General features: G+C 69.7%; 22 protein-coding genes and 1 pseudogene. 1 reads left to right on the top strand and 22 read right to left on the bottom strand.

The window, feature by feature from the left end:
* The first annotated feature begins 94 nt into the window (after positions 1–94).
* Entirely contained in the window at positions 95–1,867 is a 1,773-nt protein-coding gene (locus ACIODU_RS08080) for a glycoside hydrolase family 18 chitinase (protein WP_356426624.1), read from the top strand.
* Between the two features lie 78 nt (positions 1,868–1,945).
* On the opposite strand, the gene ACIODU_RS08075 is transcribed toward ACIODU_RS08080, so the two are convergent.
* The 22 genes and pseudogenes from ACIODU_RS08075 to lysA form a co-directional block, all read right to left on the bottom strand.
* Positions 1,946–2,392, bottom strand: coding sequence for a DUF2550 domain-containing protein (locus ACIODU_RS08075; protein ID WP_161309773.1), 447 nt, complete (start codon positions 2,390–2,392; stop codon positions 1,946–1,948).
* Positions 2,393–2,521: 129 nt separating this feature from the next.
* Positions 2,522–2,896, bottom strand: a complete 375-nt coding sequence (locus tag ACIODU_RS08070) for a F0F1 ATP synthase subunit epsilon (RefSeq protein WP_161309772.1) — start codon at positions 2,894–2,896, stop codon at positions 2,522–2,524.
* Positions 2,897–3,030: 134 nt separating this feature from the next.
* A complete protein-coding gene (gene atpD, locus ACIODU_RS08065; protein WP_161309771.1) occupies positions 3,031–4,485 on the bottom strand; it encodes a F0F1 ATP synthase subunit beta in 1,455 nt (484 codons plus the stop codon).
* Positions 4,485–5,402, bottom strand: coding sequence for a F0F1 ATP synthase subunit gamma (locus ACIODU_RS08060; protein ID WP_327234488.1), 918 nt, complete (start codon positions 5,400–5,402; stop codon positions 4,485–4,487). Before ACIODU_RS08060 ends, atpD begins: the two co-directional genes overlap by 1 nt.
* A 20-nt stretch (positions 5,403–5,422) precedes the next feature.
* On the bottom strand, positions 5,423–7,015 hold the full coding sequence (gene atpA, locus ACIODU_RS08055) for a F0F1 ATP synthase subunit alpha (RefSeq protein ID WP_161309769.1): 1,593 nt from the start codon (positions 7,013–7,015) through the stop codon (positions 5,423–5,425).
* 137 nt (positions 7,016–7,152) lie between these two features.
* Complete coding sequence (locus ACIODU_RS08050) at positions 7,153–7,968, bottom strand: F0F1 ATP synthase subunit delta (RefSeq protein ID WP_161309768.1); 816 nt, start codon at positions 7,966–7,968, stop codon at positions 7,153–7,155.
* Entirely contained in the window at positions 7,965–8,522 is a 558-nt protein-coding gene (locus ACIODU_RS08045; protein WP_345943819.1) for a F0F1 ATP synthase subunit B, read from the bottom strand. Before ACIODU_RS08045 ends, ACIODU_RS08050 begins: the two co-directional genes overlap by 4 nt.
* A gap of 42 nt (positions 8,523–8,564) precedes the next feature.
* Positions 8,565–8,798 carry an ATP synthase F0 subunit C gene (atpE, locus tag ACIODU_RS08040; protein ID WP_161309767.1) on the bottom strand — a complete coding sequence of 78 codons (234 nt, stop codon included), beginning with the start codon at positions 8,796–8,798 and terminating at the stop codon, positions 8,565–8,567.
* 146 nt (positions 8,799–8,944) lie between these two features.
* Positions 8,945–9,784: pseudogene (gene atpB, locus ACIODU_RS08035) on the bottom strand (F0F1 ATP synthase subunit A); the annotation flags it as partial.
* Between the two features lie 213 nt (positions 9,785–9,997).
* On the bottom strand, positions 9,998–10,435 hold the full coding sequence (locus ACIODU_RS08030) for a hypothetical protein (RefSeq protein ID WP_356426534.1): 438 nt from the start codon (positions 10,433–10,435) through the stop codon (positions 9,998–10,000).
* A 273-nt stretch (positions 10,436–10,708) separates the two neighbouring features.
* The gene (locus ACIODU_RS08025; protein ID WP_161309765.1) at positions 10,709–12,040 is read right to left on the bottom strand and encodes an MraY family glycosyltransferase; all 1,332 of its coding nucleotides are present in this window, start codon (positions 12,038–12,040) and stop codon (positions 10,709–10,711) included.
* A 195-nt stretch (positions 12,041–12,235) separates the two neighbouring features.
* Positions 12,236–12,901 carry a protein-tyrosine-phosphatase gene (locus tag ACIODU_RS08020; protein WP_356426537.1) on the bottom strand — a complete coding sequence of 222 codons (666 nt, stop codon included), beginning with the start codon at positions 12,899–12,901 and terminating at the stop codon, positions 12,236–12,238.
* Positions 12,898–13,545 (bottom strand): L-threonylcarbamoyladenylate synthase, encoded by a 648-nt coding sequence (locus ACIODU_RS08015; protein WP_161309763.1) that lies wholly within the window; start codon positions 13,543–13,545, stop codon positions 12,898–12,900. Before ACIODU_RS08015 ends, ACIODU_RS08020 begins: the two co-directional genes overlap by 4 nt.
* A 55-nt stretch (positions 13,546–13,600) precedes the next feature.
* Positions 13,601–14,440, bottom strand: a complete 840-nt coding sequence (gene prmC, locus ACIODU_RS08010) for a peptide chain release factor N(5)-glutamine methyltransferase (RefSeq protein ID WP_202533057.1) — start codon at positions 14,438–14,440, stop codon at positions 13,601–13,603.
* A 105-nt stretch (positions 14,441–14,545) separates the two neighbouring features.
* On the bottom strand, positions 14,546–15,625 hold the full coding sequence (gene prfA / locus ACIODU_RS08005) for a peptide chain release factor 1 (protein WP_356426540.1): 1,080 nt from the start codon (positions 15,623–15,625) through the stop codon (positions 14,546–14,548).
* Between the two features lie 118 nt (positions 15,626–15,743).
* Positions 15,744–15,965 carry a 50S ribosomal protein L31 gene (gene rpmE / locus ACIODU_RS08000; RefSeq protein WP_030352007.1) on the bottom strand — a complete coding sequence of 74 codons (222 nt, stop codon included), beginning with the start codon at positions 15,963–15,965 and terminating at the stop codon, positions 15,744–15,746.
* A gap of 185 nt (positions 15,966–16,150) precedes the next feature.
* Positions 16,151–17,251 (bottom strand): LCP family protein, encoded by a 1,101-nt coding sequence (locus ACIODU_RS07995; protein WP_401765226.1) that lies wholly within the window; start codon positions 17,249–17,251, stop codon positions 16,151–16,153.
* A 209-nt stretch (positions 17,252–17,460) separates the two neighbouring features.
* Positions 17,461–19,572 (bottom strand): transcription termination factor Rho, encoded by a 2,112-nt coding sequence (gene rho / locus ACIODU_RS07990; protein ID WP_401765223.1) that lies wholly within the window; start codon positions 19,570–19,572, stop codon positions 17,461–17,463.
* A 486-nt stretch (positions 19,573–20,058) separates the two neighbouring features.
* Complete coding sequence (gene thrB / locus ACIODU_RS07985) at positions 20,059–20,985, bottom strand: homoserine kinase (protein WP_161309053.1); 927 nt, start codon at positions 20,983–20,985, stop codon at positions 20,059–20,061.
* Positions 20,986–21,313: 328 nt separating this feature from the next.
* Positions 21,314–22,405, bottom strand: coding sequence for a threonine synthase (thrC, locus tag ACIODU_RS07980; RefSeq protein WP_401765220.1), 1,092 nt, complete (start codon positions 22,403–22,405; stop codon positions 21,314–21,316).
* 7 nt (positions 22,406–22,412) lie between these two features.
* The gene (locus ACIODU_RS07975; RefSeq protein ID WP_356426627.1) at positions 22,413–23,702 is read right to left on the bottom strand and encodes a homoserine dehydrogenase; all 1,290 of its coding nucleotides are present in this window, start codon (positions 23,700–23,702) and stop codon (positions 22,413–22,415) included.
* Between the two features lie 95 nt (positions 23,703–23,797).
* Positions 23,798–25,189 carry a diaminopimelate decarboxylase gene (gene lysA / locus ACIODU_RS07970; protein WP_356426554.1) on the bottom strand — a complete coding sequence of 464 codons (1,392 nt, stop codon included), beginning with the start codon at positions 25,187–25,189 and terminating at the stop codon, positions 23,798–23,800.
* Positions 25,190–25,204 lie beyond the last annotated feature (15 nt).

Below are 25,204 nucleotides of genomic sequence, written 5' to 3'. Positions count from 1 at the left end.
TCGAGGAGCACCTTTGAACATCCAGCCTCTCAAGGCCAGATTCAGATCAAGAGCGGTCGCGGGTCTCACCGCGCTGCTGCTGCCCCTGGCCGCGATGGTCGGCCTCGCCGCCCCCGCCGAAGCCGCCGCGTCGGCGACGGCCACCTTCACCAAGCCCTCCGACTGGGGCACGGGCTTCGAGGGCAAGTGGACGGTGAAGAACACCGGCACCACGACCCTCAGCTCCTGGACCGTCGAGTGGGACTTCCCCGCCGGCACCGCCGTGACCTCCGCGTGGGACGCGGACGTCACCGGCTCCGGCACCCACTGGACCGGCAAGAACAAGACCTGGAACGGCACGCTGGCCCCCGGCGCGTCCATCTCCTTCGGGTTCAACGGCACCGGCTCGGGATCGCCCTCCGGCTGTAAGCTCAACGGCGCCTCCTGCGACGGCGGCCCCAGCGTCCCCGGTGACGCGCTGCCCTCCGCCCCCGGCACCCCGACCGCCAGCAACATCACCAACACGGCGGTCACGCTGAACTGGTCGGCGGCGACCGACGACAAGGGCGTCAAGAACTACGACGTCTTCCGCAACGGTACGAAGGTCGCCACGGTCACCGGCACCTCGTACACCAACACCGGCCTCACCGCCGGTACGGACTACTCGTACACCGTCCAGGCCCGTGACACCATCGACCAGGTGGGCCCCGTCAGCGGCGCCCGCGCGGTCCGCACCACCGGTGGCGGCACGGACCCCGGCACCCCTCCCACCGGCAGCAAGATCAAGCTCGGGTACTTCACCGAGTGGGGTGTGTACGACCGGAACTACCACGTCAAGAACATCGTGAGCTCGGGCTCCGCCTCGAAGATCACGCACATCAACTACTCCTTCGGCAACGTCACCGGCGGCAAGTGCGTCATGGGTGACGCGTACGCCGCGACGGACAAGGCGTACACCGCCGACCAGGCCGTCGACGGGGTCGCCGACACGTGGGACCAGCCGCTGCGCGGCAACTTCAACCAGCTGCGCAAGCTCAAGGCCGCGAACCCGAACATCAAGGTTCTCTGGTCCTTCGGCGGCTGGACCTGGTCCGGTGGCTTCACCGACGCCGTGAAGAACCCGACCGCGTTCGCGCAGTCCTGCTACGACCTGATCGAGGACCCGCGCTGGGCCGACGTGTTCGACGGCATCGACCTGGACTGGGAGTACCCGAACTCCTGCGGTCTGTCCTGCGACGCCAGCGGCCCGGCCGCCTTCAAGAACATGATGCAGGCCATGCGCGCGAAGTTCGGCGCGAACTACCTGATCACCGCCGCCGTCACGGCCGACGGCTCGGCGGGCGGCAAGATCGAGAAGTCGGACTACGCCGGCGCGGCCCAGTACATGAACTGGTTCAACGTCATGACGTACGACTTCTTCGGCTCCTTCAACGCGGCGGGCCCGACGGCCCCGCACTCCCCGCTGAACTCCTACACCGGCATCCCGCAGCAGGGCTTCACCTCCGCCGACGCGATCGCCAAGTTCAAGGCGCAGGGTGTCCCGGCGGCCAAGCTGCTGCTCGGCATCGGCTTCTACGGCCGCGGCTGGACCGGCGTCACCCAGGCCGCCCCGGGCGGCTCGGCGACGGGCGCGGCGCCCGGCAAGTACGAGGCCGGCATCGAGGACTACAAGATCCTCAAGACCTCGTGCCCGCCCACCGGCACCGTCGGCGGGACGTCGTACTCCTACTGCGGCAACAACTGGTGGAGCTACGACACCCCGGCCACCATCGCGGGCAAGATGACCTGGGCCAAGCAGCAGGGCCTGGGCGGCGCGTTCTTCTGGGACTTCACCGGTGACACCACCAACGGTGAACTGGTCACGGCGATCAGCAACGGTCTCCAGTAGAACCTGACATGTGACACACCCGCATGAAGGAAGGGGGCGGCGCTTCAAGCGCCGCCCCCTTCACCATGTCCGCCACGCCTACGCCACGTTCACCCGCTGGCCCGGAGGCGCCGCCTCCAGCCACGCCAGGAAGCCCGTGAGCGCGTCCTCGCTCATCGCCAGCTCCAGCCGTACCCCTTGGTGCACACAGCCCAGGACCACCGCGTCGGAGAGCAGCGCCAGCTCCTCCTCGCCCTGCGGGCCCCGGCGGGCCGTCACCTCGATCGACGCGCGGTCCAGCGTGCGGCGGGGCCGGGGGGCGTACGAGAAGACGCGGAACCAGTTGACGCTGTCCCCGTTGTAGCGGGCGACGCCGTACACCCAGCCCTTGCCGGAGAGGTCGGTCTCCTCCGGCACGTCCCACCGCAGGCTGGCGTCGAAGGTCCCTCCGGAGCGCTGGATCAGCCGCCGGCGCAGACCGAAGACGAAGAGCCCCACCGCGACCAGTACGACGACCAGTCCGCTTACGAGCAGAGCGAGGACCATCAACACCGACCTCCTCGCCATATCCAGTACCGGACCCAGAACCGCACCTGCATCGCCTCAGCCGCGACCCGGTCTGGAAGTCCAGCCAGGGCCGCGGCTGAGGGTAATTCCGTGGTGGCAGCGCGCTTCTCAGCGCCCCGACACCGCGCGCATCCGGACGTCGGCGCGCCGCTCGGCGGCATCGTCGTCGTCGGACTTCGCGCGTTCCAGCGCACGCTCCGCGCGCTGGGCGTCGATCTCGTCCGCCAGCTCGGCGACCTCCGCCAGCAGCGAGAGCTTGTTGTCGGCGAACGAGATGAACCCGCCGTGCACCGCGGCGACGACGGTGCCGCCGTCGCTCGTACGGATCGTCACCGGGCCCGATTCCAGCACACCCAGCAGGGGCTGGTGACCGGGCATGACGCCGATGTCGCCGGACGTGGTGCGCGCGACGACCAGGGTGGCCTCGCCGGACCAGACACTACGGTCGGCGGCGACCAGCTCGACATGCAGCTCAGCAGCCAAGGGTGGCTCCTCGGGTCACCACCCGGCCCTGCGGCCGGGTGTTGGTATTGATTCTATGGGGTACCGGTGGATGCGTCGGAGGGGGGCAGGATGACCCGCCCCCCTCCGAGCGTCCACCAGGTCGGAAGACCGGGTCAGGAGACGCCGAGCTCCTTGGCGTTGGCCTTGAGGTCCTCAATGCCACCGCACATGAAGAACGCCTGCTCGGGGAAGTGGTCGTAGTCCCCGTCGCAGATCGAGTTGAACGCGGTGATCGACTCGTCCAGCGGTACGTCCGAGCCGTCCACGCCGGTGAACTGCTTGGCGGCGTGCGTGTTCTGCGACAGGAAGCGCTCGACACGACGGGCGCGGTGGACGACGAGCTTGTCCTCCTCGCCCAGCTCGTCGATCCCGAGGATCGCGATGATGTCCTGGAGGTCCTTGTACTTCTGGAGGATCCCCTTGACGCGGCTGGCCGTGTCGTAGTGGTCCTGCGAGATGTAGCGCGGGTCCAGGATGCGGGACGTCGAGTCCAGCGGGTCCACCGCCGGGTAGATGCCCTTCTCCGAGATCGGACGCGACAGCACGGTCGTCGCGTCGAGGTGCGCGAAGGTCGTGGCCGGGGCCGGGTCGGTCAGGTCGTCCGCGGGGACGTAGATCGCCTGCATCGAGGTGATCGAGTGACCACGCGTCGAGGTGATGCGCTCCTGGAGCACACCCATCTCGTCGGCCAGGGTCGGCTGGTAACCCACCGCGGACGGCATGCGGCCGAGCAGCGTGGAGACCTCGGAACCGGCCTGGGTGTAACGGAAGATGTTGTCGATGAAGAGCAGCACGTCCTGCTTCTGCACATCGCGGAAGTACTCCGCCATGGTCAGGGCGGACAGGGCGACCCGCAGACGGGTGCCCGGCGGCTCGTCCATCTGGCCGAAGACCAGCGCGGTCTTGTCCAGGACGCCCGACTCGGTCATCTCGTCGATGAGGTCGTTGCCCTCACGCGTACGCTCACCGACACCCGCGAAGACGGACACACCGTCGTGCAGGTTGGCGACACGCATGATCATTTCCTGGATGAGGACCGTCTTGCCGACGCCCGCACCTCCGAACAGACCGATCTTGCCGCCCTTGACGTACGGGGTCAGCAGGTCGACGACCTTCAGGCCGGTCTCGAACATCTCGGTCTTCGACTCGAGCTGGTCGAAGGCCGGGGCCTTGCGGTGGATCGGCCAGCGCTCGGTGATCTGCGACTCGGCCTCGGGCTGGTTCAGGATCTGACCGAGGGTGTTGAACACCTTGCCCTTGGTCACGTCGCCGACCGGCACCGTGATGCCGGCGCCCGTGTCGGTCACCGGGGCCTGGCGGACCAGGCCGTCGGTGGGCTGCATCGAGATCGCGCGGACCACGCCGTCACCCAGGTGCTGGGCGACCTCGAGCGTGAGGATCTTCTTCTTGCCGGCCTCGGCCGGGTCGGAGACCTCGACGTGCAGCGCGTTGTAGATCTCCGGCATCGCGTCGACGGGGAACTCCACGTCGACGACCGGGCCGATGACCCGGGCGACGCGGCCCGTGGCCGTGCTCCCCGGGGTCGCCGTCTCAACAGTGGTCGTCATTAATTGTCACTCCCCGCGGTCGCGTCGGCGAGGGCGCTCGCGCCTCCGACGATCTCGCTGATTTCCTGGGTGATTTCGGCCTGGCGGGCCGCGTTGGCAAGCCGGGACAGGCTCTTGATGAGGTCCCCGGCGTTGTCGGTCGCCGACTTCATCGCGCGCCGGGTGGCCGCGTGCTTGGAAGCGGCGGCCTGGAGCAGCGCGTTGTAGATACGGCTCTCGACGTACCGCGGCAGCAGGGCGTCGAGGACGTCCTCCGCCGACGGCTCGAAGTCGAACAGCGGAAGGATCTCGCCCTTCGTGCCCGCCTCCTCGGCCGCCTGGTCGAGGCTGAGCGGCAGCAGCCGGTTCGCCACCGGCGTCTGCGTCAGCATCGACACGAACTCGGTGAAGACGATGTGGAGCTCGTCCACGCCGCCCTCGGCCGTGTCCTGCTGGACGGCCGCGATCAGCGGAGCCGCGACCTTCTTGGCGTCCGCGTACGTCGGGTTGTCGGTGAAGCCCGTCCACGACTCCGTGACCTTGCGCTCACGGAAGCCGTAGTAGGCGACACCCTTGCGGCCGACGATGTACGCGTCGACCTCCTTGCCCTCACCGCGGAGCCGCTCGGTCAGCCGCTCCGCCGCCTTGATGGCGTTCGAGGAGTAGCCGCCGGCCAGACCGCGGTCGCTCGTGACGAGCAGGATCGCGGCCCGGACCGGGGACTCGGCCTCGGTGGTCAGGGCGTGCTTGGTCGTGGACCCCGTGGCGACCGCGGTGACCGCGCGGGTCAGCTCGGTCGCGTACGGGGTGGAGGCCGCCACCTGGCGCTGCGCCTTGACGATGCGCGAGGCGGCGATCATCTCCATCGCCTTGGTGATCTTCTTGGTCGCGGTGACGGATTTGATGCGACGCTTGTAGACCCGGAGCTGGGCTCCCATGAGTCAGGTCCCTTCCGTCGTCACTTGGCCGCGCCGGCCGGGGCGTCCTCGCCGAGCAGCTTGCCGTCCGAGGTCTCGAACTGCTGCTTGAAGGCGGTGATCGCGTCGCCGATCGACTGGATCGTGTCGTCGGACATCTTGCCGCCCTCGGCGATGCTGGTGAGGAGGTCCTTGCGCTCGCGGCGCAGGTACTCCAGCAGCTCCGACTCGAAGCGGCGGATGTCGGCGACCGGTACGTCGTCCAGCTTGCCGGTGGTACCGGCCCACACGGAGACGACCTGCTCCTCGACGGGCATCGGCGCGTACTGCGACTGCTTCAGCAGCTCGACGAGGCGCTGCCCACGGGCGAGCGACGCCTTGGACGCCGCGTCCAGGTCGGAACCGAAGGACGCGAACGCCTCCAGCTCACGGAACTGGGCGAGGTCCACGCGCAGTCGTCCCGACACCTGGCGCATGGCCCGGTGCTGGGCGGAGCCACCGACGCGGGAGACCGAGATACCGACGTTCAGCGCGGGCCGCTGGCCGGCGTTGAACAGGTCGGACTCCAGGAAGCACTGGCCGTCGGTGATGGAGATGACGTTGGTCGGGATGAACGCGGAGACGTCGTTGGCCTTCGTCTCGACGATCGGCAGACCCGTCATCGAACCGGCGCCCAGCTCGTCGGAGAGCTTCGCGCAGCGCTCCAGGAGACGCGAGTGCAGGTAGAAGACGTCGCCCGGGTAGGCCTCGCGGCCCGGCGGACGGCGCAGCAGCAGGGACACGGCGCGGTACGCGTCGGCCTGCTTCGAGAGGTCGTCGAAGATGATCAGGACGTGCTTGCCCTGGTACATCCAGTGCTGGCCGATGGCCGAGCCGGTGTACGGCGCCAGGTACTTGAAGCCGGCCGGGTCGGACGCGGGGGCCGCGACGATGGTCGTGTACTCCAGGGCGCCGGCCTCGTCCAGCGCACCGCGCACGGACGCGATGGTGGAGCCCTTCTGGCCGATGGCGACGTAGATGCAGCGCACCTGCTTGTTCACGTCGCCCGAGCGCCAGTTGTCGCGCTGGTTGATGATCGTGTCGACGGCCAGGGCGGTCTTGCCCGTCTGGCGGTCGCCGATGATCAGCTGTCGCTGGCCGCGGCCGATCGGCACCATGGAGTCGACGGCCTTGTAGCCGGTCTGCATCGGCTCGTGCACCGACTTGCGGACCATGACGCCAGGGGCCTGCAACTCGAGGGCGCGGCGGCCCTCGGTCGCGATCTCGCCGAGGCCGTCGATCGGGTTGCCGAGCGGGTCGACGACGCGACCCAGGTATCCCTCGCCCACGGCGACGGAGAGGACCTCACCGGTACGACTGACCGGCTGTCCCTCCTCGATGCCGCTGAATTCGCCGAGGACGATGGCACCGATCTCGCGCTCCTCGAGGTTGAGGGCGAGACCGAGGGTGCCGTCCTCGAACTTGAGCAGCTCGTTCGCCATCGCCGAGGGAAGTCCCTCGATCTTGGCGATACCGTCGCCGGCCACGCTGACCGTACCGACCTCCTCGCGCGAGGCCGCGTCCGGCTGGTACGACTGGACAAAAGTGTCCAGCGCGTCCCGGATCTCCTCCGGCCGGATCGTGAGCTCCGCCATCTGGGTTCCCTGCTCTCCTTGTTGGGCCCGAAGTTTCTTTGGGGGTCTGCGGGTCTGGGGGCGACCCCCAGGAATCTTCTGCAATCTCTGCACGGCCCAACCGGGCCGCTCGTCCTGCTGTTCTGCTGTGGTGCGGGTCAGCCGGCCAGTCGGCGGGCCGCCTCGTCGAGACGGTCCGCGATCGTGCCGTTGATGACCTCGTCGCCGACGCGTACCGAGATCCCGCCGAGGACCGCGGGGTCCACGTCCAGGTTCAGGTGCATCGGGTGGCCGTAGAGCCGTGCCAGTACGGCGCCGAGGCGCTGCTTCTGGCTGTCGTTGAGCGGGACCGCCGACGTGACGACGGCGACCAGCCGGTCGCGCCGTTCCGCGGCGATCCTGGACAGGGTGTGGATCCCCGCCTCCAGGCTACGTCCACGCGGCTGTGCGACGAGTCGCACGACCAGGCGCTCGGTCACCGCTTCGGCGCGACCGCCGAGCAGGGTCCTGAGCAGCGCGGTCTTCGCCTGGACGGTGGCCGACCTGTCGGTCAGCGCGGCGCGCAGGTCGGGACTGGAGAGGACGATCCGGCCGAACCGGAACAGCTCGTCCTCCACGTTGTCCAGCGAACCGCTCCGCTGGGCGGCGGAGAGGTCGGCGACGGCCGCCAGCTCCTCGACCGCGTCGACCAGGTCGCGCGGCTGGGACCAGCGGGAGCGGACCATGCCGGAGACCAGGTCGGCGGTCGTGCCGCCCACCTGCCCGTCCAGCAGCCGGGCCGCCAGCCGGGCCTTGCCCTCGCCGTCCTGCGCCGGGTCGGTCAGGACCCGGCGCAGCGAAACCTCGCGCTGGAGCAGCGCCGTGACGGCGGCCAGCTCGTCCGCGAGCTTCGCCGCGTCGACCGACGTGCTGTCGGTCAGCGCGTCCAGGCGCTCACGAGCGGCAGCCAGCGCCTCGCGGCTCGCTCCGTTCATCGTGTGGCCTCCGTCTTGGACGCGCCGTCCTCGAGCTCGTCGAGGAAGCGGTCGATCGTGCGGCTCTGCCGGGCGGAGTCCTCCAGGGACTCGCCGACGAGCTTGCCCGCGAGATCGGTGGCGAGCTTGCCCACGTCGCGGCGCAGGGCGCCGGCCGCGGCCTTGCGGTCCGCCTCGATCTGCGAGTGACCCGCGGCGATGATCTCCTCACGCTGCCGCTGGCCTTCCGCTTTCATCTCCTGGATGATCGCGGCGCCCTGCTCGGTCGCCTCCTGGCGGAGACGTGCGGCCTCGTGACGTGCCTCGGCGAGCTGCGCCTTGTACTGCTCCAGGACGCTCTCGGCCTCGGCCTTGGCGGCGTCGGCCTTCTCGATGCCGCCCTCGATGGCCTCGCGACGCTCTTCGAGAACCTTGTTGATGTTCGGGAGGAGCTTCTTGGCGAGGAAACCGAAGACGATGATGAAGGCGAGCAGGCCGATGATGAGTTCGGGGATCGGGGGAACCAGCGGGTTCTCCGACTCCTCGACCGCGAGCTGAACCAGGGGATGGCTCACATCAGTGCCTTTCGTCTAGTGAGTCTGCGGCGGATCTGGAGATCAGGTGCCGTAGACGAACGGCATGACCAGACCGATGAGGGCGAGCGCCTCACAGAACGCGAAACCGAGGATCTGGTTGGCGCGGATGAGGCCGGCGGCCTCGGGCTGACGGGCGAGGGCCTGGGTGCCGTTACCGAAGATGATGCCGACGCCGACGCCGGGGCCGATGGCGGCGAGGCCGTAGCCGACGGAGCCGAGCGAGCCGGAGACAGCGGCAGCAAGAGTCTGGGACATGCCAGTTCTTCCTTCTCTTTCACGGACCGGTGGGGGTTGGCCACCGGACAAATTACGGGAGCGGAGGTCGGGGTAAGGGAAGACGATCAGTGGGCTTCGGCGAGCACGCCCTGCTTCTCGCGGGCGGGCTCGGGGTGGGACTCACCGTGGCCCTCCGCGAGAGCACCCTGGATGAACGTGCAGGTCAGCAGGACGAACACGTACGCCTGAAGCGCCTGGATGAAGAGCTCGAAGGCGGTCATCACGAGGACCATCACGAACGACACCGCCGCGTAGGCGATACCGATGCCGTTGAGCAGGTACCAGCTGGCGATCGTGAACAGCAGGATCAGCGTGTGGCCCGCGAACATGTTCGCGAACAGTCGCACCGCGTGCGTGAAGGGCCGGACCAGCAGGTTCGAGAAGAGCTCGATGCCCATGGCCAGCGGCAGCACCGGACCGAGCGACTTGTCGTAGCCGCCGAAGTTCTTGAAGGCGCCGATGAAGCCGTGCCGCTTGAAGGTCAGCGAGACCCAGAGGACGTAGACGATCAGTGCGAGCCCGATCGGGTACGAGATGATCGCCGTCACCGGGAACTGCGCGAGCGGGATGATCGACCAGAGGTTCATCATCCAGACGAAGAAGAACAGCGAGACGACGAGCGGAACGTACTTCTCGCCCTCGCGCTTGCCGAGCGTCTCGTAGACGATGCCGCGGCGGACGAAGTCGTATCCGGCCTCGGCCACCATCTGGAGCTTGCCCGGGACGAGCTTCGGCTTGCGGAACGCCGCCCAGAAGAAGACGACGATGATGATCGAGCCGAGAACGGCGAGCAGCATGGTCTTGTCGAAGTACCAACTGGTGCCGTTACCGCCGTGCCCCACAAGGGGCTTGAACAGGAACGAGTGCAGGCCGGGTGCCGGGAAACCACACCCGTCGAAGATGTGGCAGTCGGTCTCGAAGGCGAGCACCTGCGTCGGGTCAGCACTCACCGCGGGCTCCTTCAGCATGGCGCATAGGTACGGCAACCTCGTTGTGTCGGCGCGGCGCGGAGCCGCGGTTCGGCACTGGACAGGTGGAACGGGTGTGGGAGCGGCGGTCGGGTTTCGAGCCTCGCGTCGAAACAACAGGCGTCAGCTCGGATGCCCGCGCCCGCAATGCCGCAGTTGGCACCGGACGATAGCAGGGTCCCGAACAGTCGCTTATCCCGGCCCTACCCCTCACGTCGAGGACCCCGATTTCTGGGGCGCGCTGCCCTTCGAGGATTCGGGTTCGACGTAGAGGATCTTGGCCTTCATGTGCGCACGCGCCTGCGCGCCGATCCACACGAGGGTGGCCGCGACGAGCGTGGCGGCGAAGGCTTTGGGATGGAACAGTGTGGTGTTCTTGAACGCGGCCACGAAGATGAACAACAGAAGAAGTTGGGCCGTGTACAGCATGAGGCCCATCGCCTGGAACAGGTGCGGCAGCGATTTCGCCGTCCGTTCGAGCACCACCATCCCGATCCCCATGAAGAGGATCACGACCAGCGCGCCGATACCCGCGCCCAGAGCGCCCTTTCCCCCCGCGACCACACCACTGACGACAGCGGCGACGGCACCGGCGGCGGCAGTGGGCACGGCGGTGTGAAGGAGGTTCCGGACGTCGTTGGACGGCATGGCGGCAGCTCCGCTTGCTGGGTGGGGCAGATGGTGTCGTCATGGACGAGCGTAGGCCCGGTCCGAGAGAAGGTTTCTCGGGCCAACGAACCGTCGCACTACGGTCCTTCGGCTCTGTCGCCGGGTCTCGTGAACAGTATCACAAACTATTTGATGAGGTCTTTACCCAGGTGGTGTGCCACCTGTCACACGTGAGAGTGGCCGTGCCCATGTGCGTAACAGAAATGCGCATGTTGCGTGGTATTGGACCTCAATGCGGTAAATGGAAAAGTGTCATCGCCGTGAACCGGCCTTGCCGCGTTCAGGAAGACGCGAACGAGCGCCGAGCGCGGTCGCGCCGTTGACGCCGGCGGGAACAGGCGTACGTTCCTCCGGCATCTCCCGTGCGTCGGGGGCGAGTCCGGGCGCGATGTCCTCGACCGTGATTTCCGCCCGCCGGCGGCGCCGGTAGCGGGGCGGGACGAACGACTCCGCCCACCGCGGCGCCCGCGGTGTGAACCGGGGCAGCAGCAGGAGCACCAGGCCCATCGCGCTGAGCGGCACGATGAGCAGCAGGATCCACATCGCGGTCGAGTGCACCGAGTAGAGCACCACACCGAACGCGATCAGCGCGGACCAGAAGTACATGATCAGGACCGACCTGCTGTGCGAGTGCCCGATCTCCAGCAGGCGGTGGTGCAGGTGCCCCCGGTCGGCCGCGAACGGCGACTGGCCGTTCCAGGTACGGCGCACGATGGCCAGCACCAGGTCGGCGAACGGGATGGCGATGATCGTCAGCGGCAGCAGCAGCGGGATGAAGACCGGCAGCATCTCGTGCGTGGCCTCCCGCTCGGAGCCGGCGAACAGGCCCAGCCGGTCCGGGTCGACCTGGCCGGTGATGGAGATGGCGCTCGCGGCCAGCACCAGGCCGATGAGCATCGAGCCCGAGTCGCCCATGAAGATCCGCGCGGGATGCATGTTGTGGGGCAGGAAGCCGAGGCACATCCCCATGAGGATGGCGGCGAACAGCGTGGCGGGGGCGGCCTCCTCGATGCCGTACCCGACCCAGAGCCGGTACGAGTAGAGGAAGAACGCGCTCGCCGCGATGCACACCATGCCGGCCGCGAGGCCGTCCAGGCCGTCCACGAAGTTCACCGCGTTGATCGAGATGACCACCAGCGCGACGGTCAGCAGATTGCCCTGCCAGGCGGTCAGCGCGACCGTGCCGACCCCGGGGACCGGGATCCACAGGATCGTGAGGCCCTGGATCACCATCACACCGGCGGCGATCATCTGCGCCCCGAGCTTGATCAGCGCGTCGATCTCGAACTTGTCGTCCAGGACCCCGACCAGCCAGATCAGCGCGGCGCCCGAGAGCAGCGCGCGGGGCTCGTTGGAGCGCTCGAAGACCCCGCTCAGGTTCTGGAGGTTGTCCGCGACGAGCAGACCCGCGCAGAGCCCGAGGAACATGGCGATCCCGCCGAGCCTCGGTGTCGGCTCCCGGTGCACGTCACGGGCGCGGATCTCCGGCATGGCGCCGGTCGCGATCGCGAACTTCCGCACCGGGCCGGTCAGCAGGTAGGTCACCGCGGCCGTCACACAGAGCGTCAGCAGGTAATCACGCACAGGCTGCCCCACAGGAATCGCTGGCCATCCGAGGCCCACACATTAGCCCGCGCCGGAAGCGCGGACGCATACCGCGTCCCCCCAGGAGGAGGACACACGGTTCTGGCAGATGGTTGCACGGCTTCCTGTCGGCACCAATTCCATTCGGGGAGGAGGGCCGTACGGCGGTCCTGGAACACGGGCCGGGCGGGGGTCCTAGAACACGGGCCGGGCGGGCACGCCGGTGAGCGCCGTGACCACCGGGTCCAGCGCCTGGTTGATCTCGTCGCCGATCGAGCGGAAGAACGTGATGGGGGCGCCGTACGGGTCGTACACCTCGTCGGCCTCCGCGCTCGGCGCCAGCAGCCAGCCGCGCAGCGCCGCCGCGGCGCGGACCAGGGCGCGGGCGCGCTCCACCATGCCCTCGTCCAGCGGGTCGGGCAGGGTGGCCGGGTCTATGGCCCGTACCAGCCGGGTGAACTCCTTGAGCGTGAACGTGCGCAGCCCCGCCGAGTGGCCCATGGAGATCACCTGGGCGCGGTGGTCACGGGTCGCGGTGAGGACCAGGTCGGCCCGGATGACGTGTTCGTCGAGGAGTTCGCGGCCGACGAACCCGGACGCGTCGGCGCCGAAGTCGGCGAGGACGGCCTCGGCGTTGGACTCCATGGGGGCCCCTTCGTGGCCCCAGGTGCCCGCGCTCTCCACGATCAGCCCGTCGGTGAGGCGCGCGCCGAGGCGGGCGCTGAGGGCATGCCGGTTCAGCCGCTCGGTGATGGGCGAGCGGCAGACGTTGCCGGTACTGACGTGGAGGATGCGGAAGGTGTCGATGTTGCTGCCGGTGTATGCGGTCTCCGCTATGCCACGCCCCTCAGGGGCGGTCAATTGGCCACCTCGAGGTCGGGTACCACCTTGCGGAGCTCGGCCGCGTCGAGCGATCCGGCCCGCAGCAGCACGGGGACCTTGCCGGTGACGTCCACGATCGAGGACGGGACGATGCCGGGCGTCGGGCCGCCGTCGAGGTAGACGGAGACGGAGTCCCCGAGCATCTCCTGGGCGGCGTCGCAGTCCTCGGGAGCCGGGTGTCCCGTGAGGTTGGCGCTGGAGACGGCCATCGGGCCGACCTCCGTGAGCAGCTCGATCGCGACGGGGTGCAGGGGCATGCGGATGGCGACCGTGCCCCGGGTGTCGCCGAGGTCCCACTGGAGCGACGGCTGGTGCTTGGCGACGAGCGTGAGCGCGCCCGGCCAGAAGGCGTCGACCAGCTCCCAGGCCTGCTCGGAGAAGTCCGTGACGAGGCCGTGGAGGGTGTTCGGGGAGCCGATGAGGACCGGGGTGGGCATGTTGCGGCCGCGCCCCTTGGCGTCGAGCAGGTCGGCGACGGCCTCGGCGCTGAAGGCGTCCGCGCCGAGCCCGTAGACGGTGTCGGTGGGCAGCACGACCAGCTCACCGCGGCGAATCGCCGACGCGGCCTCACGCAGACCCGTCGTACGGTCGGTCGCGTCGTTGCAGTCGTATCGCCGTGCCATCAGCCTGACTCCTCGTTCTTCGAAGCTCTGTGGGTGCCGCGGGGGGTCCGCACGCTCACGGCATCGCCTTGCGGGCCGTGGCGAAGCGGGGGCGCTTGTTCAGGTCGGGGTGGTCGGCGGCGTCCGCCCAGCCGGACTCCTCGCTGAAGATCCAGGGCACCTGGCCGCCCTGGGTGTCCGCGTGCTCGATCACGACGAGCCCGCCGGGCCGCAGCAGGCGGTGCGCGGTGCGCTCGATGCCGCGGATGGTGTCGAGGCCGTCCTCGCCGGAGAAGAGTGCCATCTCCGGGTCGTGGTCCCGGGCCTCGGGGGCGACGTACTCCCACTCGGTGAGCGGGATGTACGGCGGGTTGGAGATGACCAGGTCGACCTGTCCGTCGAGCTCCGGGAGGGCCGCCAGGGCGTCTCCCTGGTGCACGGTGACCCTGGACCCCTCGGCGTTCTTCCGCGTCCAGGTGAGGGCGTCCTCGGACAGCTCCACGGCGTGCACGCGCGAGCGCGGGACCTCCTGCGCCATGGCGAGCGCGATCGCGCCGGAGCCCGAGCAGAGGTCCACGATGAGGGGCTCGACGACGTCCATGGCCCGTACGGCGTCTATCGCCCAGCCGACGACCGACTCGGTCTCCGGCCGCGGCACGAAGACGCCGGGGCCCACCTGGAGCTCCAGGTAGCGGAAGAAGGCGCGGCCGGTGATGTGCTGGAGCGGCTCGCGGGCCTCGCGGCGGGCGATCGTCTCCCAGTACCGGGCGTCGAAGTCCGTGTCCTTGACGTGGTGCAGCTCTCCCCGCTTGACGCTGTGCACGTAGGCGGCGAGCTCCTCCGCGTCGAAGCGCGGTGAGGGCACGCCCGCGTCCGCCAGCCGCTGGGTGGCCTGGGCCACCTCGGCGAGCAGCAGACTGCGGGGCGCGGGCCCGCGGCGGAGCCGCTGAGGGTCGCTGGGCCCCCCAGATGATGGCTGCACGCTGGTTCCTCCGGACTGCGAGAGTGGGTCGGGGACGGGTTACTGGGCGGCGGCGAGCTTCGCGGCGGAATCGGCGTCCACACAGGCCTGGATGACCGCGTCCAGCTCTCCGTCGAGCACCTGGTCCAAGTTGTACGCCTTGAAGCCGACACGGTGGTCCGAGATCCGGTTTTCGGCGAAGTTGTACGTACGGATCTTCTCGGAGCGGTCGACCGTGCGTACCTGGCTGCGACGCACGTCCGAAGCGGCGAGGTCGGCCTCCTCCTGCGCGGCGGCGAGGAGCCGCGAGCGCAGGATGCGCATGGCCTGCTCCTTGTTCTGGAGCTGGCTCTTCTCGTTCTGGCAGGACGCGACGACGCCGGTCGGCACGTGCGTGATGCGCACTGCGGAGTCGGTGGTGTTGACGGACTGGCCGCCGGGCCCCGAGGAGCGGTAGACGTCGATCCGCAGGTCGTTGGGGTTGATCTCGACCTCGATCTCCTCGGCCTCGGGGGTCACGAGGACACCGGCGGCGGAGGTGTGGATACGGCCCTGCGACTCGGTCGCGGGCACGCGCTGCACGCGGTGCACGCCGCCCTCGTACTTGAGCCGCGCCCAGACGCCCTGCCCGGGCTCGGTGGCGCCGTTGCCGCCCTTGGTCTTGACCGCGACCTGGACGTCCTTGTAGCCGCCCAGCTCGGACTCGGTGGCGTCGATGATCTCGGTCTTCCAGCCGACGCGCTCCGCGTACCGGAGGTACATGCGGAGCAGGTCGCCGGCGAAGAGCGCCGACTCGTCGCCGCCCGCGCCCGCCTTCACCTCCAGGATGACGTCCTTGTCGTCGCTGGGGTCGCGGGGCACGAGGAGCAGGCGGAGCTTCTCGGTGAGCTGCTCGCGCTGCTTCTCCAGGTCCTTGACCTCGGCGGCGAAGTCGGGGTCGTCGACCGCGAACTCGCGGGCGGTCCCGATGTCGTCCCCGGTCTGCTTCCAGGAGCGGTACGTGGTGATGATCGGGGTCAGCTCGGCGTAACGCTTGTTGAGCTTGCGCGCGTTGGCCTGGTCCGCGTGGACCGACGGGTCGGCGAGCTTCTTCTCCAGATCGGCGTGCTCGCCGATCAGTTCCTCGACCGCCTCGAACATCGGGGTCTCCTGGGTTGACGCGAAGGTGCTGCACTGGGGCTGAGAAGGTGCTTCGGGACGCCAAAGCGCCGGTCTCGGCGCCCGGGAGAGGGCACCGAGGACCGGCGCGGGATGCTCGCTACTTCTTGGCGGCGGCGGCCTTGCCGAAGCGGGCCTCGAAGCGGGCCACGCGGCCACCGGTGTCGAGGATCTTCTGCTTGCCCGTGTAGAACGGGTGGCACTCGGAGCAGAGGTCGGCGCGGATGGTGCCCGACTCGATCGTGCTCCGGGTGGTGAACGACGCACCGCAGGTGCAGCTGACCTGGGTCTCGACGTACGCGGGGTGGATGTCGCGCTTCAAGGTGTCTCCTCAGGAACATCCCCGCCGGGGGCGGGGAAGGCGCCGGGTCGCACGCGCGGAGTGCTCGTACGTGAACCGGGGCCGACGGACCAGTCTGCCAGGACCGGCCGCATCTGCCCAAACCGGGGGGCGCCCGGATGTATTCCGGGGGGCGTACGGGCGGATGTACTGCCCACGGATGTACGTCAGCCGCCCTCGACCACCCGGCCCACGTTCTCCTTGTCGCCCGCCGAGTCCTTCGTGGCGGACGCCGGGATCGGGCGGTCGTGCGCGAGGGCGGTCCAGACCTGTCCGGACTGCTTCTTCAGCGGCAGGACGCGGTTCCCGTCGGCGGGGTCGTACCGTACCGGCAGTGTGATCATCTTGAGGTTCTTGCCGCCGATGTCCTTGAGGCCGCCCGCGAAGCCGATCAGCTTGTTCACCGAGTCGAGCTGGGAGTCGGGGGTGATCGCGCTGGTGGCCGTGTCGGCGAGGTCGAAGAGCTTCTTGGGGTTGCTGAACACCCCGACGCTCTTGATCTGGCCGATCAGCGACTTGATGAAGATCTGCTGGAGCTGGATACGGCCCAGGTCGCTGCCGTCGCCGATGCTGTGCCGGGTCCTGACCAGGCCGAGCGCCTGCTCCCCGTGGAGTGTGTGGGTGCCGGCCGCCAGCTTCAGGTGGCTCTTGGGGTCGTCGATGGCCTTCGTGGTGGTGATCTTCACCCCGCCCAGCTCGTCGACGATCTTCTTGAAGCCGGTGAAGTCGACCTCGATGTAGTGGTCCATGCGGATGCCGGACAGCGACTCGACGGTCTTGACGGCGCACGCGGGGCCGCCGACCTCGTACGCCGAATTGAACATGGCGAGGTGCGCGGCCGGGACCGGGCGGCCCTTGGAATCGGTGCAGACGGGCCGGTCCACCAGGGTGTCGCGCGGTATGGAGACCACGCTGGCCTTCTTGTGGCCCTTGTAGACGTGCACGACCATCGCCGTGTCCGAGCGGGCCGTACCGCTGTCCCGGCCGTACTCGTCGTTCTTGCCGGCCCGCGAGTCCGAGCCCAGGACGAGGATGTCCTCGGAGCCGTTGTCGACGTCGTGGGGGCGGGCGGTGCCCAGCTGGGCGTTGATGTCGACGCCCTTGATGTTGCCGTTGAGCTTGAAATAGACGTACGTGAGACCGCCGCCGCAGAGCACGAGCAGAGCGGCCAGGCACCACACCAGGACGACGACCGGCCGGCGGTGCCCGCCGGGCGCCCTGTGGCGTCTGCCGCCGGCCCCCAGGGGCCCTCCGCTCGGTTCGGTCATGGGTCTCCCTCAGTCCGTGGTGCCGGTACCGCTACCTCCCGCCGGGGTCGAGGCCCGAAACGTACCGTTTCTCGTCACCGGGCTGTTTATCGTCACATATACAGACGGTGAAGGACCGAGCGGGGTTCCACAACCCGGGCGGAACGTACAGAACCGCCCCGGCACGGGGTGCCGGGGCGGTTCTGGGGAGCGTACGAGCGGGGGAAACGTCAGTCGTTGCCGTTGCCCGGCGTCGTCTTCTGGATCTGGAGCAGGAACTCCGCGTTCGACTTCGTCTGCTTCATTTTGTCCAGGAGCAGTTCGATCGAGGACTGCTGGTCGAGCGCGTGCAGCACCCGGCGCAGCTTCCAGACGACGGCCAGCTCGTCGCTGCCGAGCAGGATCTCTTCCTTGCGGGTGGAGGACGCGTCCACGTCCACCGCCGGGAAGATGCGCTTGTCGGAGAGCTTCCTGTCGAGCTTGAGCTCCATGTTGCCGGTGCCCTTGAACTCCTCGAAGATCACCTCGTCCATGCGCGAGCCGGTCTCGACGAGCGCGGTGGCGAGGATGGTCAGCGAGCCGCCGTCCTCGATGTTGCGCGCCGCGCCGAAGAAGCGCTTCGGCGGGTAGAGCGCGGTCGAGTCGACACCACCGGACAGGATGCGTCCCGAGGCGGGCGCGGCGAGGTTGTACGCACGGCCCAGTCGGGTGATGGAGTCCAGCAGGACGACCACGTCGTGACCCAGCTCGACCAGGCGCTTGGCCCGCTCGATGGCCAGCTCGGCGACGGTGGTGTGGTCCTCGGCCGGGCGGTCGAAGGTCGAGGAGATGACCTCGCCCTTGACCGACCGCTGCATGTCGGTGACCTCTTCGGGCCGCTCGTCCACGAGCACGACCATCAGGTGGCACTCGGGGCTGTTGACCGTGATCGCGTTGGCGATGGCCTGGAGGATCATGGTCTTACCGGTCTTCGGCGGGGCCACGATCAGACCGCGCTGGCCCTTGCCGATGGGGGCGACGAGATCGATGATCCGCGTCGTCAGCACCCCGGGGTCGGTCTCCAGGCGGAGCCGGTCCTGCGGGTAGAGCGGGGTCAGCTTCTGGAACTCCGGGCGGCCGCGGCCGGAGTCGGCGCCCATGCCGTTCGCGGAGTCGAGCCGGACGAGCGCGTTGAACTTCTCGCGGCGCTCGCCGTCCTTGGGCTGGCGCACCGCGCCGGTGACGTGGTCGCCCTTGCGCAGGCCGTTCTTGCGGACCTGGGCGAGGGACACGTACACGTCGTTGGGGCCCGGCAGGTAGCCGGAGGTCCTGATGAACGCGTAGTTGTCGAGGATGTCGAGGATGCCCGCGACGGGGATCAGCACGTCGTCGTCGGCGACCTGCGGCTGGTCCGGGCCGAACTCCTCGCGGCCCCGGCGGCCCCGGCGGTCGCGGTAGCGCCCGCGACGGCCGCGGCGGCCGCCCGCCTCGTCGTCGTAGTCGTCCTGGGGGCCGTTGTTCTGCGGGCCGTTGTTCTGCGGGCCGTTGTTCTGCGGGCCCGTCTGGGCCGGGGCGCCCGCGCCCCGGTTGTCGCGCTGCTGGCGCTGCTGGCCCTGGCCGCCCTGCTGCTGGCCGCCCTGCTCGTCGCCCTTGCCCCGGCGGTCGCGCTGGCGGTCACGGCGGTCGCCGCGCTCGCCGCGGTCACGCTCGCCGCGCTGGCCGCGGTCCTGGCGGTCGCGGCGGCCGTCGGCGTCGCCCTGCGCGTTCCCCTGGGCGGACACGGAGACGGCGGCCTCGGCCCTGGTGTCGGGCTGCGCCTCGACCTTGACGTCGGCCGGCGCGGCCTCGGTCCTGGTGTCGGTCCTCGCCTCGGAACGGGCGCCCTCGGGGCTGCCCGCCTGGGCGGTGGCCCTGCGGCGGCGGCGCTCGCCCGCGGGCTGGTCGTCGCTGGCCGGCTGGCCGGGGATGTCGATCTGCTGCTGGGCCACGGCCTGCTCGGCCTGTCCGGCCTCCTGCGCGGCGGCGGCAGCGGCGGACTCGCCCGTACGGGCCTTGGAGGTGGCGCGGCGCTTCGGCTTGGTCTCGGCGTCGGAGGCGCCCGTGTCGGCGCTCTTCGGCGCGGACGGGGAACCGGCCTGCGTCTCCTTGATGACCTCGATCAGCTGGCTCTTGCGCATCCGCGCGGTGCCCCTGATGCCGAGGCCGGACGCGACCTGCTGAAGCTCGGCCAGGACCATGCCCTCAAGGCCGGTGCCGGAGCGGCGGCGCCGTGCGGTGGTGCCAGTGGCAGCACCTTCGGCGGGCGCGGTCGTGTCGACGCTGTTGTCGGCAGTCACGCCCATCAGATCGGTGGTGTCGCTCACGAAGGGTCCTTCCCTGGAGCGGACGTCGGCCTTCTGGCTCGGCGACCGGTTGTGCTGCCGGCTGCGGTCCCATCTTGTGGACCGTGCCGGGGCGGTGGTCCCGCCGGGTACGGCGGAGAAACATGCGTACGTGCCATGGGTCCGGCCCGAGGTCCCCCTGCTCGGCCCACCGCTGGGAAAAACGGGGGGTGTCGTGCCGGTTCCGGTGCGTGCTCAAAACTGCTCAGGCAGGCTGCTCAGGCAGTTGGGGAGGCTCCCGGAAGAAAGGTGGTCCCGAAACGGGACACGATGCACCGCGCCTGAAAGACGTCGGTTGCAGACTTGAGGTTAACACTACCGGCTCCAACAAACATTCCCCCTCTCACTCACCGGCAATCCCGGCTTACCGGCCTTCTGGGCCCTGTCCGTGCCCTGTCCTTGCCCTGTCCGTGCCCACTGGGCCGCGTCCGCACTGTTCGGACCGCGTCCGTGCTGGTCAGGGCCGTTCTAGGCCCGGTCGGGACCGAGCGGCAGCACACACGCGCCTCCGGCGTCGAGGGACAGCCGGTTCGCCGCCCAGCCCTCGCCCGCCAGTCGTGCGACCTTGTCGGCCGCACCGTCCTCGGCCAGCGCGAGCACCGTGGGGCCCGCGCCGGAGATGACCGCCGGAACGCCGTCCGCGCGCAGCCGGTTGACGAGCGCGATGCTCTCCGGCATCGCCGGGCCCCGGTAGTCCTGGTGCAGCCGGTCCTCGGTGGCGGGCAGCAGCAGCTCGGGACGCCTGGTCAGCGCCTCGACGAGCAGGGCGGCCCGTCCCGCGTTGGCCGCCGCGTCCACATGGGGGACGGAGCGCGGGAGCAGGCCGCGCGCCGTCTCCGTCAGTACGGGCCTGCCGGGCACGAAAACCACCGGAACGATGGAACGGGCCGGTTCCATCCTGATGGCGCGGGCCGCTCCCCCGTCCGTCCAGGCCAGGGTGAAACCGCCCAGCAGACAGGCCGCGACGTTGTCCGGGTGTCCCTCGATCTCGCTCGCCAGCTCCAGCAACGAGGCGTCGTCCAGGCGGGCGTCGCCGCCTATCGTCACCGCGCGGGCGGCGAGAATGCCGGCGCAGATGGCCGCCGAGGACGAGCCGAGGCCGCGGCCGTGCGGGATGCGGTTGGCGCACACGACCTCCAGGCCGCGCGGCTGTCCCCCGAGCAGGTCGAACGCGGTGCGCAGGGACCGTACGAGCAGGTGGTTCTCGTCGCGGGGAAGTGTCTCGGCGCCCTCTCCCGCGATGTCGACGTGTAGGCCGGAGTCGGCGACGCGGACGACCACGTCGTCGTACAGCCCCAGCGACAGGCCGAAGGCGTCGAAGCCCGGACCGAGGTTGGCGCTGGTGGCGGGGGTGCGCACCCGTACGGCGGCGGCGCGGAACGAGGGACCGGCCATCGTTCTGACGACTCTCCTTGACTGCGGGACGTGCGGGGGGATCGGCGGGGCCTGCGGGTGGAGGGGCGTGAAGGGGTGTGGGGATCTGCGGTACGGCGGGATTCGGCGGTACGACGGTATACCGGACGCCCGAGCCGCGGGGTCGACAGCGCGGCAGCACGTTGCGGCACTGCGGGTTGGCCCCAGCTTATCGAAGGAAGGTTCCATGGCGACATAGGGCGCACAGGAGGCGCACGATGCGTGTCGCGTGCCTGCGTGTGCGCCCGTGATCAAGAATCTCCCGGGGCGTGTCCCCAGCATGTCCCGGGGCGTGTCCCAACGGCCGTGCCTACGCGTCCGCCAGGCCCAGGCGGCGGGCGGCGACCGCCGCGTCGACCGGTACGACCGACGGCTGCGGCGCCCCGGCGGTGGCCCATTCCGGGTCCTTGAGGCCGTTGCCGGTGACCGTGCAGACGATGCGCTGGCCCGGGTCGACCTTGCCCTCGTCCACGGCCTTGAGCAGTCCGGCGACGGACGCGGCCGAGGCGGGCTCCACGAACACGCCCTCCTGCGCGGCCAACAGGCGGTAGGCGGAAAGGATCTGGCGGTCCGTCACCTCGTCGATGAACCCGCCAGACTCGTCACGGGCGTTGAGCGCGAACCGCCAGGACGCCGGGTTGCCGATCCGGATCGCGGTGGCCACGGTGTGCGGGTCCTTGACGACCTCGCCGCGCACGATCGGGGCCGAACCGGACGCCTGGAAGCCCCACATGCGGGGGGTGCGGGCGGCGAGGCCGTCGGAGGCGTACTCGGTGTAGCCCTTCCAGTAGGCCGTGATGTTGCCGGCGTTCCCGACGGGCAGTACGTGGATGTCCGGGGCGTCGCCGAGCGCGTCCACGATCTCGAACGCGGCGGTCTTCTGGCCCTCGATACGGACCGGATTGACCGAATTGACCAGGGCCACCGGGTAGTTGTCGGAGAGCGAGCGCGCCAGCGTCAGGCAGTCGTCGAAGTTCCCCTCGACCTGGAGGATCTTCGCGCCGTGGACGAGGGCCTGGCCCATCTTGCCCAGGGCGATCTTCCCCTGCGGTACGAGCACGGCGCAGACCATCCCGGCGCGGACCGCGTACGCGGCCGCCGACGCCGAGGTGTTGCCGGTGGAGGCGCAGATGACCGCCTTCGCGCCCTCCTCCCTGGCCCGGGTGATGGCCATGGTCATGCCGCGGTCCTTGAAGGAGCCGGTCGGGTTGGCGCCCTCGACCTTGAGATGCACCTCACAGCCCGTGCGCTCGGACAGCACCTGCGCGGGGACCAGCGGCGTACCGCCCTCCCGGAGGGTGATGACGGCCGCCCCGTCCGTCACCGGGAGGCGGTCCCGGTACTCCTCGATGATGCCGCGCCACTGATGGGTGCCCCGCTGGGCGCCGATGCTGGTGGTCATGGGTCCCTTACTCCCCTTCAACACGCATGATGCTGGCGACACCGCGCACGGTGTCGAGCTTGCGCAGCGCCTCGACGGTCCCGGAGAGGGCCGCGTCGGGCGCGCGGTGGGTGACGACGACGAGGGAGGCCTCGCCGTCCTTTCCCTTCTGGCGCACCGTATCGATGGATACGCCGTGCTCGGCGAAGACCGTCGCGACCTGGGCGAGCACGCCCGGCTTGTCGGCCACGTCGAGGTTGATGTGGTAGCGCGTGACGACCTCGCCCATGGAGCTGACGGGCAGCCGGGTGTAGGCGGACTCGCCGGGCCCGGTGGCGCCGCCCAGCTTGTTGCGGCAGACCGCGACCAGGTCGCCGAGGACGGCCGAGGCGGTCGGGGCGCCGCCCGCGCCGGGGCCGTAGAACATCAGCTGCCCGGCGGCCTCGGCCTCGACGAAGACCGCGTTGTACGCCTCGCGCACGGAGGCGAGCGGGTGGCTGAGCGGGATCATCGCGGGGTGGACGCGGGCGGTGACGGACTTCCCGTCGGCCGCGCGCTCGCAGATCGCGAGGAGCTTGACCGTACAGCCCATGCGCTGGGCGGAGGCAAGGTCGGCGGAGGTGACCTCCGTGATGCCCTCGCGGTGCACCTGGTCCAGGCGTACGCGGGTGTGGAAGGCGATCCCGGCCAGGATGGCGGCCTTGGCGGCGGCGTCGAAGCCCTCCACGTCGGCGGTCGGGTCGGCCTCCGCGTACCCGAGGGCGGTGGCCTCGTCCAGCGCTTCCGAGTAGCCGGCGCCCGCGGTGTCCATCCGGTCGAGGATGAAGTTGGTCGTGCCGTTGACGATGCCGAGGACCCGGTTGACGGTGTCCCCCGCGAGGGACTCGCGCAGCGGCCTGATCAGCGGGATGGCGCCCGCGACGGCGGCCTCGAAGTAGAGGTCCCTGCCGTGCTGCGCGGCGGCGTCGTAGAGGGTCGTGCCGTCCTTGGCGAGCAGCGCCTTGTTGGCGGACACGACGGACGCGCCGTGTTCGAACGCGGTGGTGATGAGCGTACGGGCGGGCTCGATGCCGCCGATGACCTCGACGACCACGTCGATGTCGCCGCGTTTGACCAGGGCGGTGGCGTCGGTCGTGATCAGCGCGGGGTCGATGCCCTCGCGGACCTTGGACGGCCGGCGGACGGCGACCCCGGCGAGTTCCACCGGGGCGCCGATCCGCGCGGCGAGGTCGTCGGCGTGCGTCGTCATGATGCGCGCCACCTCTGAGCCGACCACGCCACAGCCCAGGAGCGCCACCTTCAGCGGACGCGTACGCATCATCCGACCTCGTTTCCTCTTACTGAGTGTGAACCAGTCTCACGCACCGGACGGAAGTATCTACCGTCCGTCCAGATCCCGAGACACCAATTCCATCATCCGATGTCCAGCCGCAGGAGATCTTCCTCCGTCTCGCGCCGGACCACGACCCTGGCCTCGCCGTCCCTGACCGCGACGACGGGCGGGCGGAGCGCGTGGTTGTAGTTACTGGCCATCGAACGGCAGTACGCGCCGGTGGCGGGGACGGCGATCAGGTCGCCGGGCGCCAGGTCGGCGGGCAGGTAGGCGTCCCGTACGACGATGTCACCGCTCTCGCAGTGCTTGCCGACCACGCGCGACAGCATGGGCTCCGCGTCGGAGCGGCGTGAGACCAACGCCACGCTGTAGTCGGCGTTGTAGAGGGCCGTACGGATGTTGTCGGACATGCCGCCGTCGACACTGACGTACGTCCGCAGCCCTTCGAGCGGCTTGATCGTGCCGACCTCGTACAGCGTGAAGGCGGTGGGGCCGACGATCGCGCGGCCCGGCTCGACGGAGATCCGGGGGGTGGTGAGGCGGGCGGCGTCGCACTCGCGCGTGACGATCTCCAGCAGCGCCTTCGCGATGTCGTACGGCTCCTTGGGGTCGTCCTCGGAGGTGTACGCGATGCCGAGGCCGCCGCCGAGGTCGATCTCGGGCAGTTCGACGCCGTGTTCGTCGCGGATCTCGGCGAGGAGCTGGACGACGCGGCGGGCGGAGACCTCGAATCCGGCCATGTCGAAGATCTGCGAGCCGATGTGCGAGTGGATGCCGATGAGCTCGATGCCGTCGAGCTTGAGGGCCCGCCGGACGGCCTCGGCGGCCTGGCCGTCGGCGAGCGCGATGCCGAACTTCTGGTCCTCGTGGGCGGTGGCGATGAACTCGTGCGTGTGGGCCTCGACGCCGACGGTGACGCGGATCTGGACGGGCTGGCGGCGGCCGAGGCGCTGGGCGATGTGCGCGACGCGGACGATCTCCTGGAAGGAATCGAGGACGATGCGGCCGACGCCGACGGAGACCGCGCGCTCGATCTCCTCGGCGGACTTGTTGTTGCCGTGGAAGGCGATGCGCTCGGGGGGCATGCCGCCGGCGAGGGCGGTGGCCAGCTCGCCGCCGGAGCAGACGTCGAGATTGAGCCCTTCTTCGGTGAGCCAGCGCACGACGGCGCGGGAGAGGAACGCCTTGCCGGCGTAGAACACGTCGGCGTTCGGGCCGAAGGCGTCGGACCAGGCGCGGCAGCGGGCCCGGAAGTCGGCCTCGTCGAGGAAGTAGGCGGGGGTGCCGAACTCCTCGGCCAGCCGCGTCACCTCGATCCCGGCGACGGTCGCGACGCCGTCGTCGTTGCGCCGGACCGTACGCGACCAGACCTTCTCGTCCAGGACGTTGAGGTCGGCGGCGGGGGCGGAGTAGTGCCCGTCGGGGAAGACATCGGCGTGGCGGGGCCCTGCGGGGTGTGCGGAACGGCTCATGGTGTGGCTCTTTCA

Origin of the sequence: Streptomyces sp. NPDC088261 (assembly GCF_044740805.1) — a bacterium.
Classification (GTDB): domain Bacteria; phylum Actinomycetota; class Actinomycetes; order Streptomycetales; family Streptomycetaceae; genus Streptomyces.
This window is presented reverse-complemented; position numbering and strand designations above follow the sequence as displayed.

Excerpts from the sequence above, each read along its gene's own strand:
- ACIODU_RS08080 (WP_356426624.1), top strand. The coding sequence starts at position 95 with ATGGTCGGCCTCGCCGCCCCCGCCGAAGCCGCCGCGTCGGCGACGGCC.
- ACIODU_RS08075 (WP_161309773.1), bottom strand. The coding sequence starts at position 2,392 with ATGGTCCTCGCTCTGCTCGTAAGCGGACTGGTCGTCGTACTGGTCGCG.
- atpD (WP_161309771.1), bottom strand. The coding sequence starts at position 4,485 with ATGACGACCACTGTTGAGACGGCGACCCCGGGGAGCACGGCCACGGGC.
- ACIODU_RS08060 (WP_327234488.1), bottom strand. The coding sequence starts at position 5,402 with ATGGGAGCCCAGCTCCGGGTCTACAAGCGTCGCATCAAATCCGTCACC.
- atpA (WP_161309769.1), bottom strand. The coding sequence starts at position 7,015 with ATGGCGGAGCTCACGATCCGGCCGGAGGAGATCCGGGACGCGCTGGAC.
- ACIODU_RS08050 (WP_161309768.1), bottom strand. The coding sequence starts at position 7,968 with ATGAACGGAGCGAGCCGCGAGGCGCTGGCTGCCGCTCGTGAGCGCCTG.
- atpE (WP_161309767.1), bottom strand. The coding sequence starts at position 8,798 with ATGTCCCAGACTCTTGCTGCCGCTGTCTCCGGCTCGCTCGGCTCCGTC.
- ACIODU_RS08030 (WP_356426534.1), bottom strand. The coding sequence starts at position 10,435 with ATGCCGTCCAACGACGTCCGGAACCTCCTTCACACCGCCGTGCCCACT.
- ACIODU_RS08015 (WP_161309763.1), bottom strand. The coding sequence starts at position 13,545 with ATGGCACGGCGATACGACTGCAACGACGCGACCGACCGTACGACGGGT.
- prfA (WP_356426540.1), bottom strand. The coding sequence starts at position 15,625 with ATGTTCGAGGCGGTCGAGGAACTGATCGGCGAGCACGCCGATCTGGAG.
- ACIODU_RS07995 (WP_401765226.1), bottom strand. The coding sequence starts at position 17,251 with ATGACCGAACCGAGCGGAGGGCCCCTGGGGGCCGGCGGCAGACGCCAC.
- thrB (WP_161309053.1), bottom strand. The coding sequence starts at position 20,985 with ATGGCCGGTCCCTCGTTCCGCGCCGCCGCCGTACGGGTGCGCACCCCC.
- thrC (WP_401765220.1), bottom strand. The coding sequence starts at position 22,405 with ATGACCACCAGCATCGGCGCCCAGCGGGGCACCCATCAGTGGCGCGGC.
- ACIODU_RS07975 (WP_356426627.1), bottom strand. The coding sequence starts at position 23,702 with ATGCGTACGCGTCCGCTGAAGGTGGCGCTCCTGGGCTGTGGCGTGGTC.
- lysA (WP_356426554.1), bottom strand. The coding sequence starts at position 25,189 with ATGAGCCGTTCCGCACACCCCGCAGGGCCCCGCCACGCCGATGTCTTC.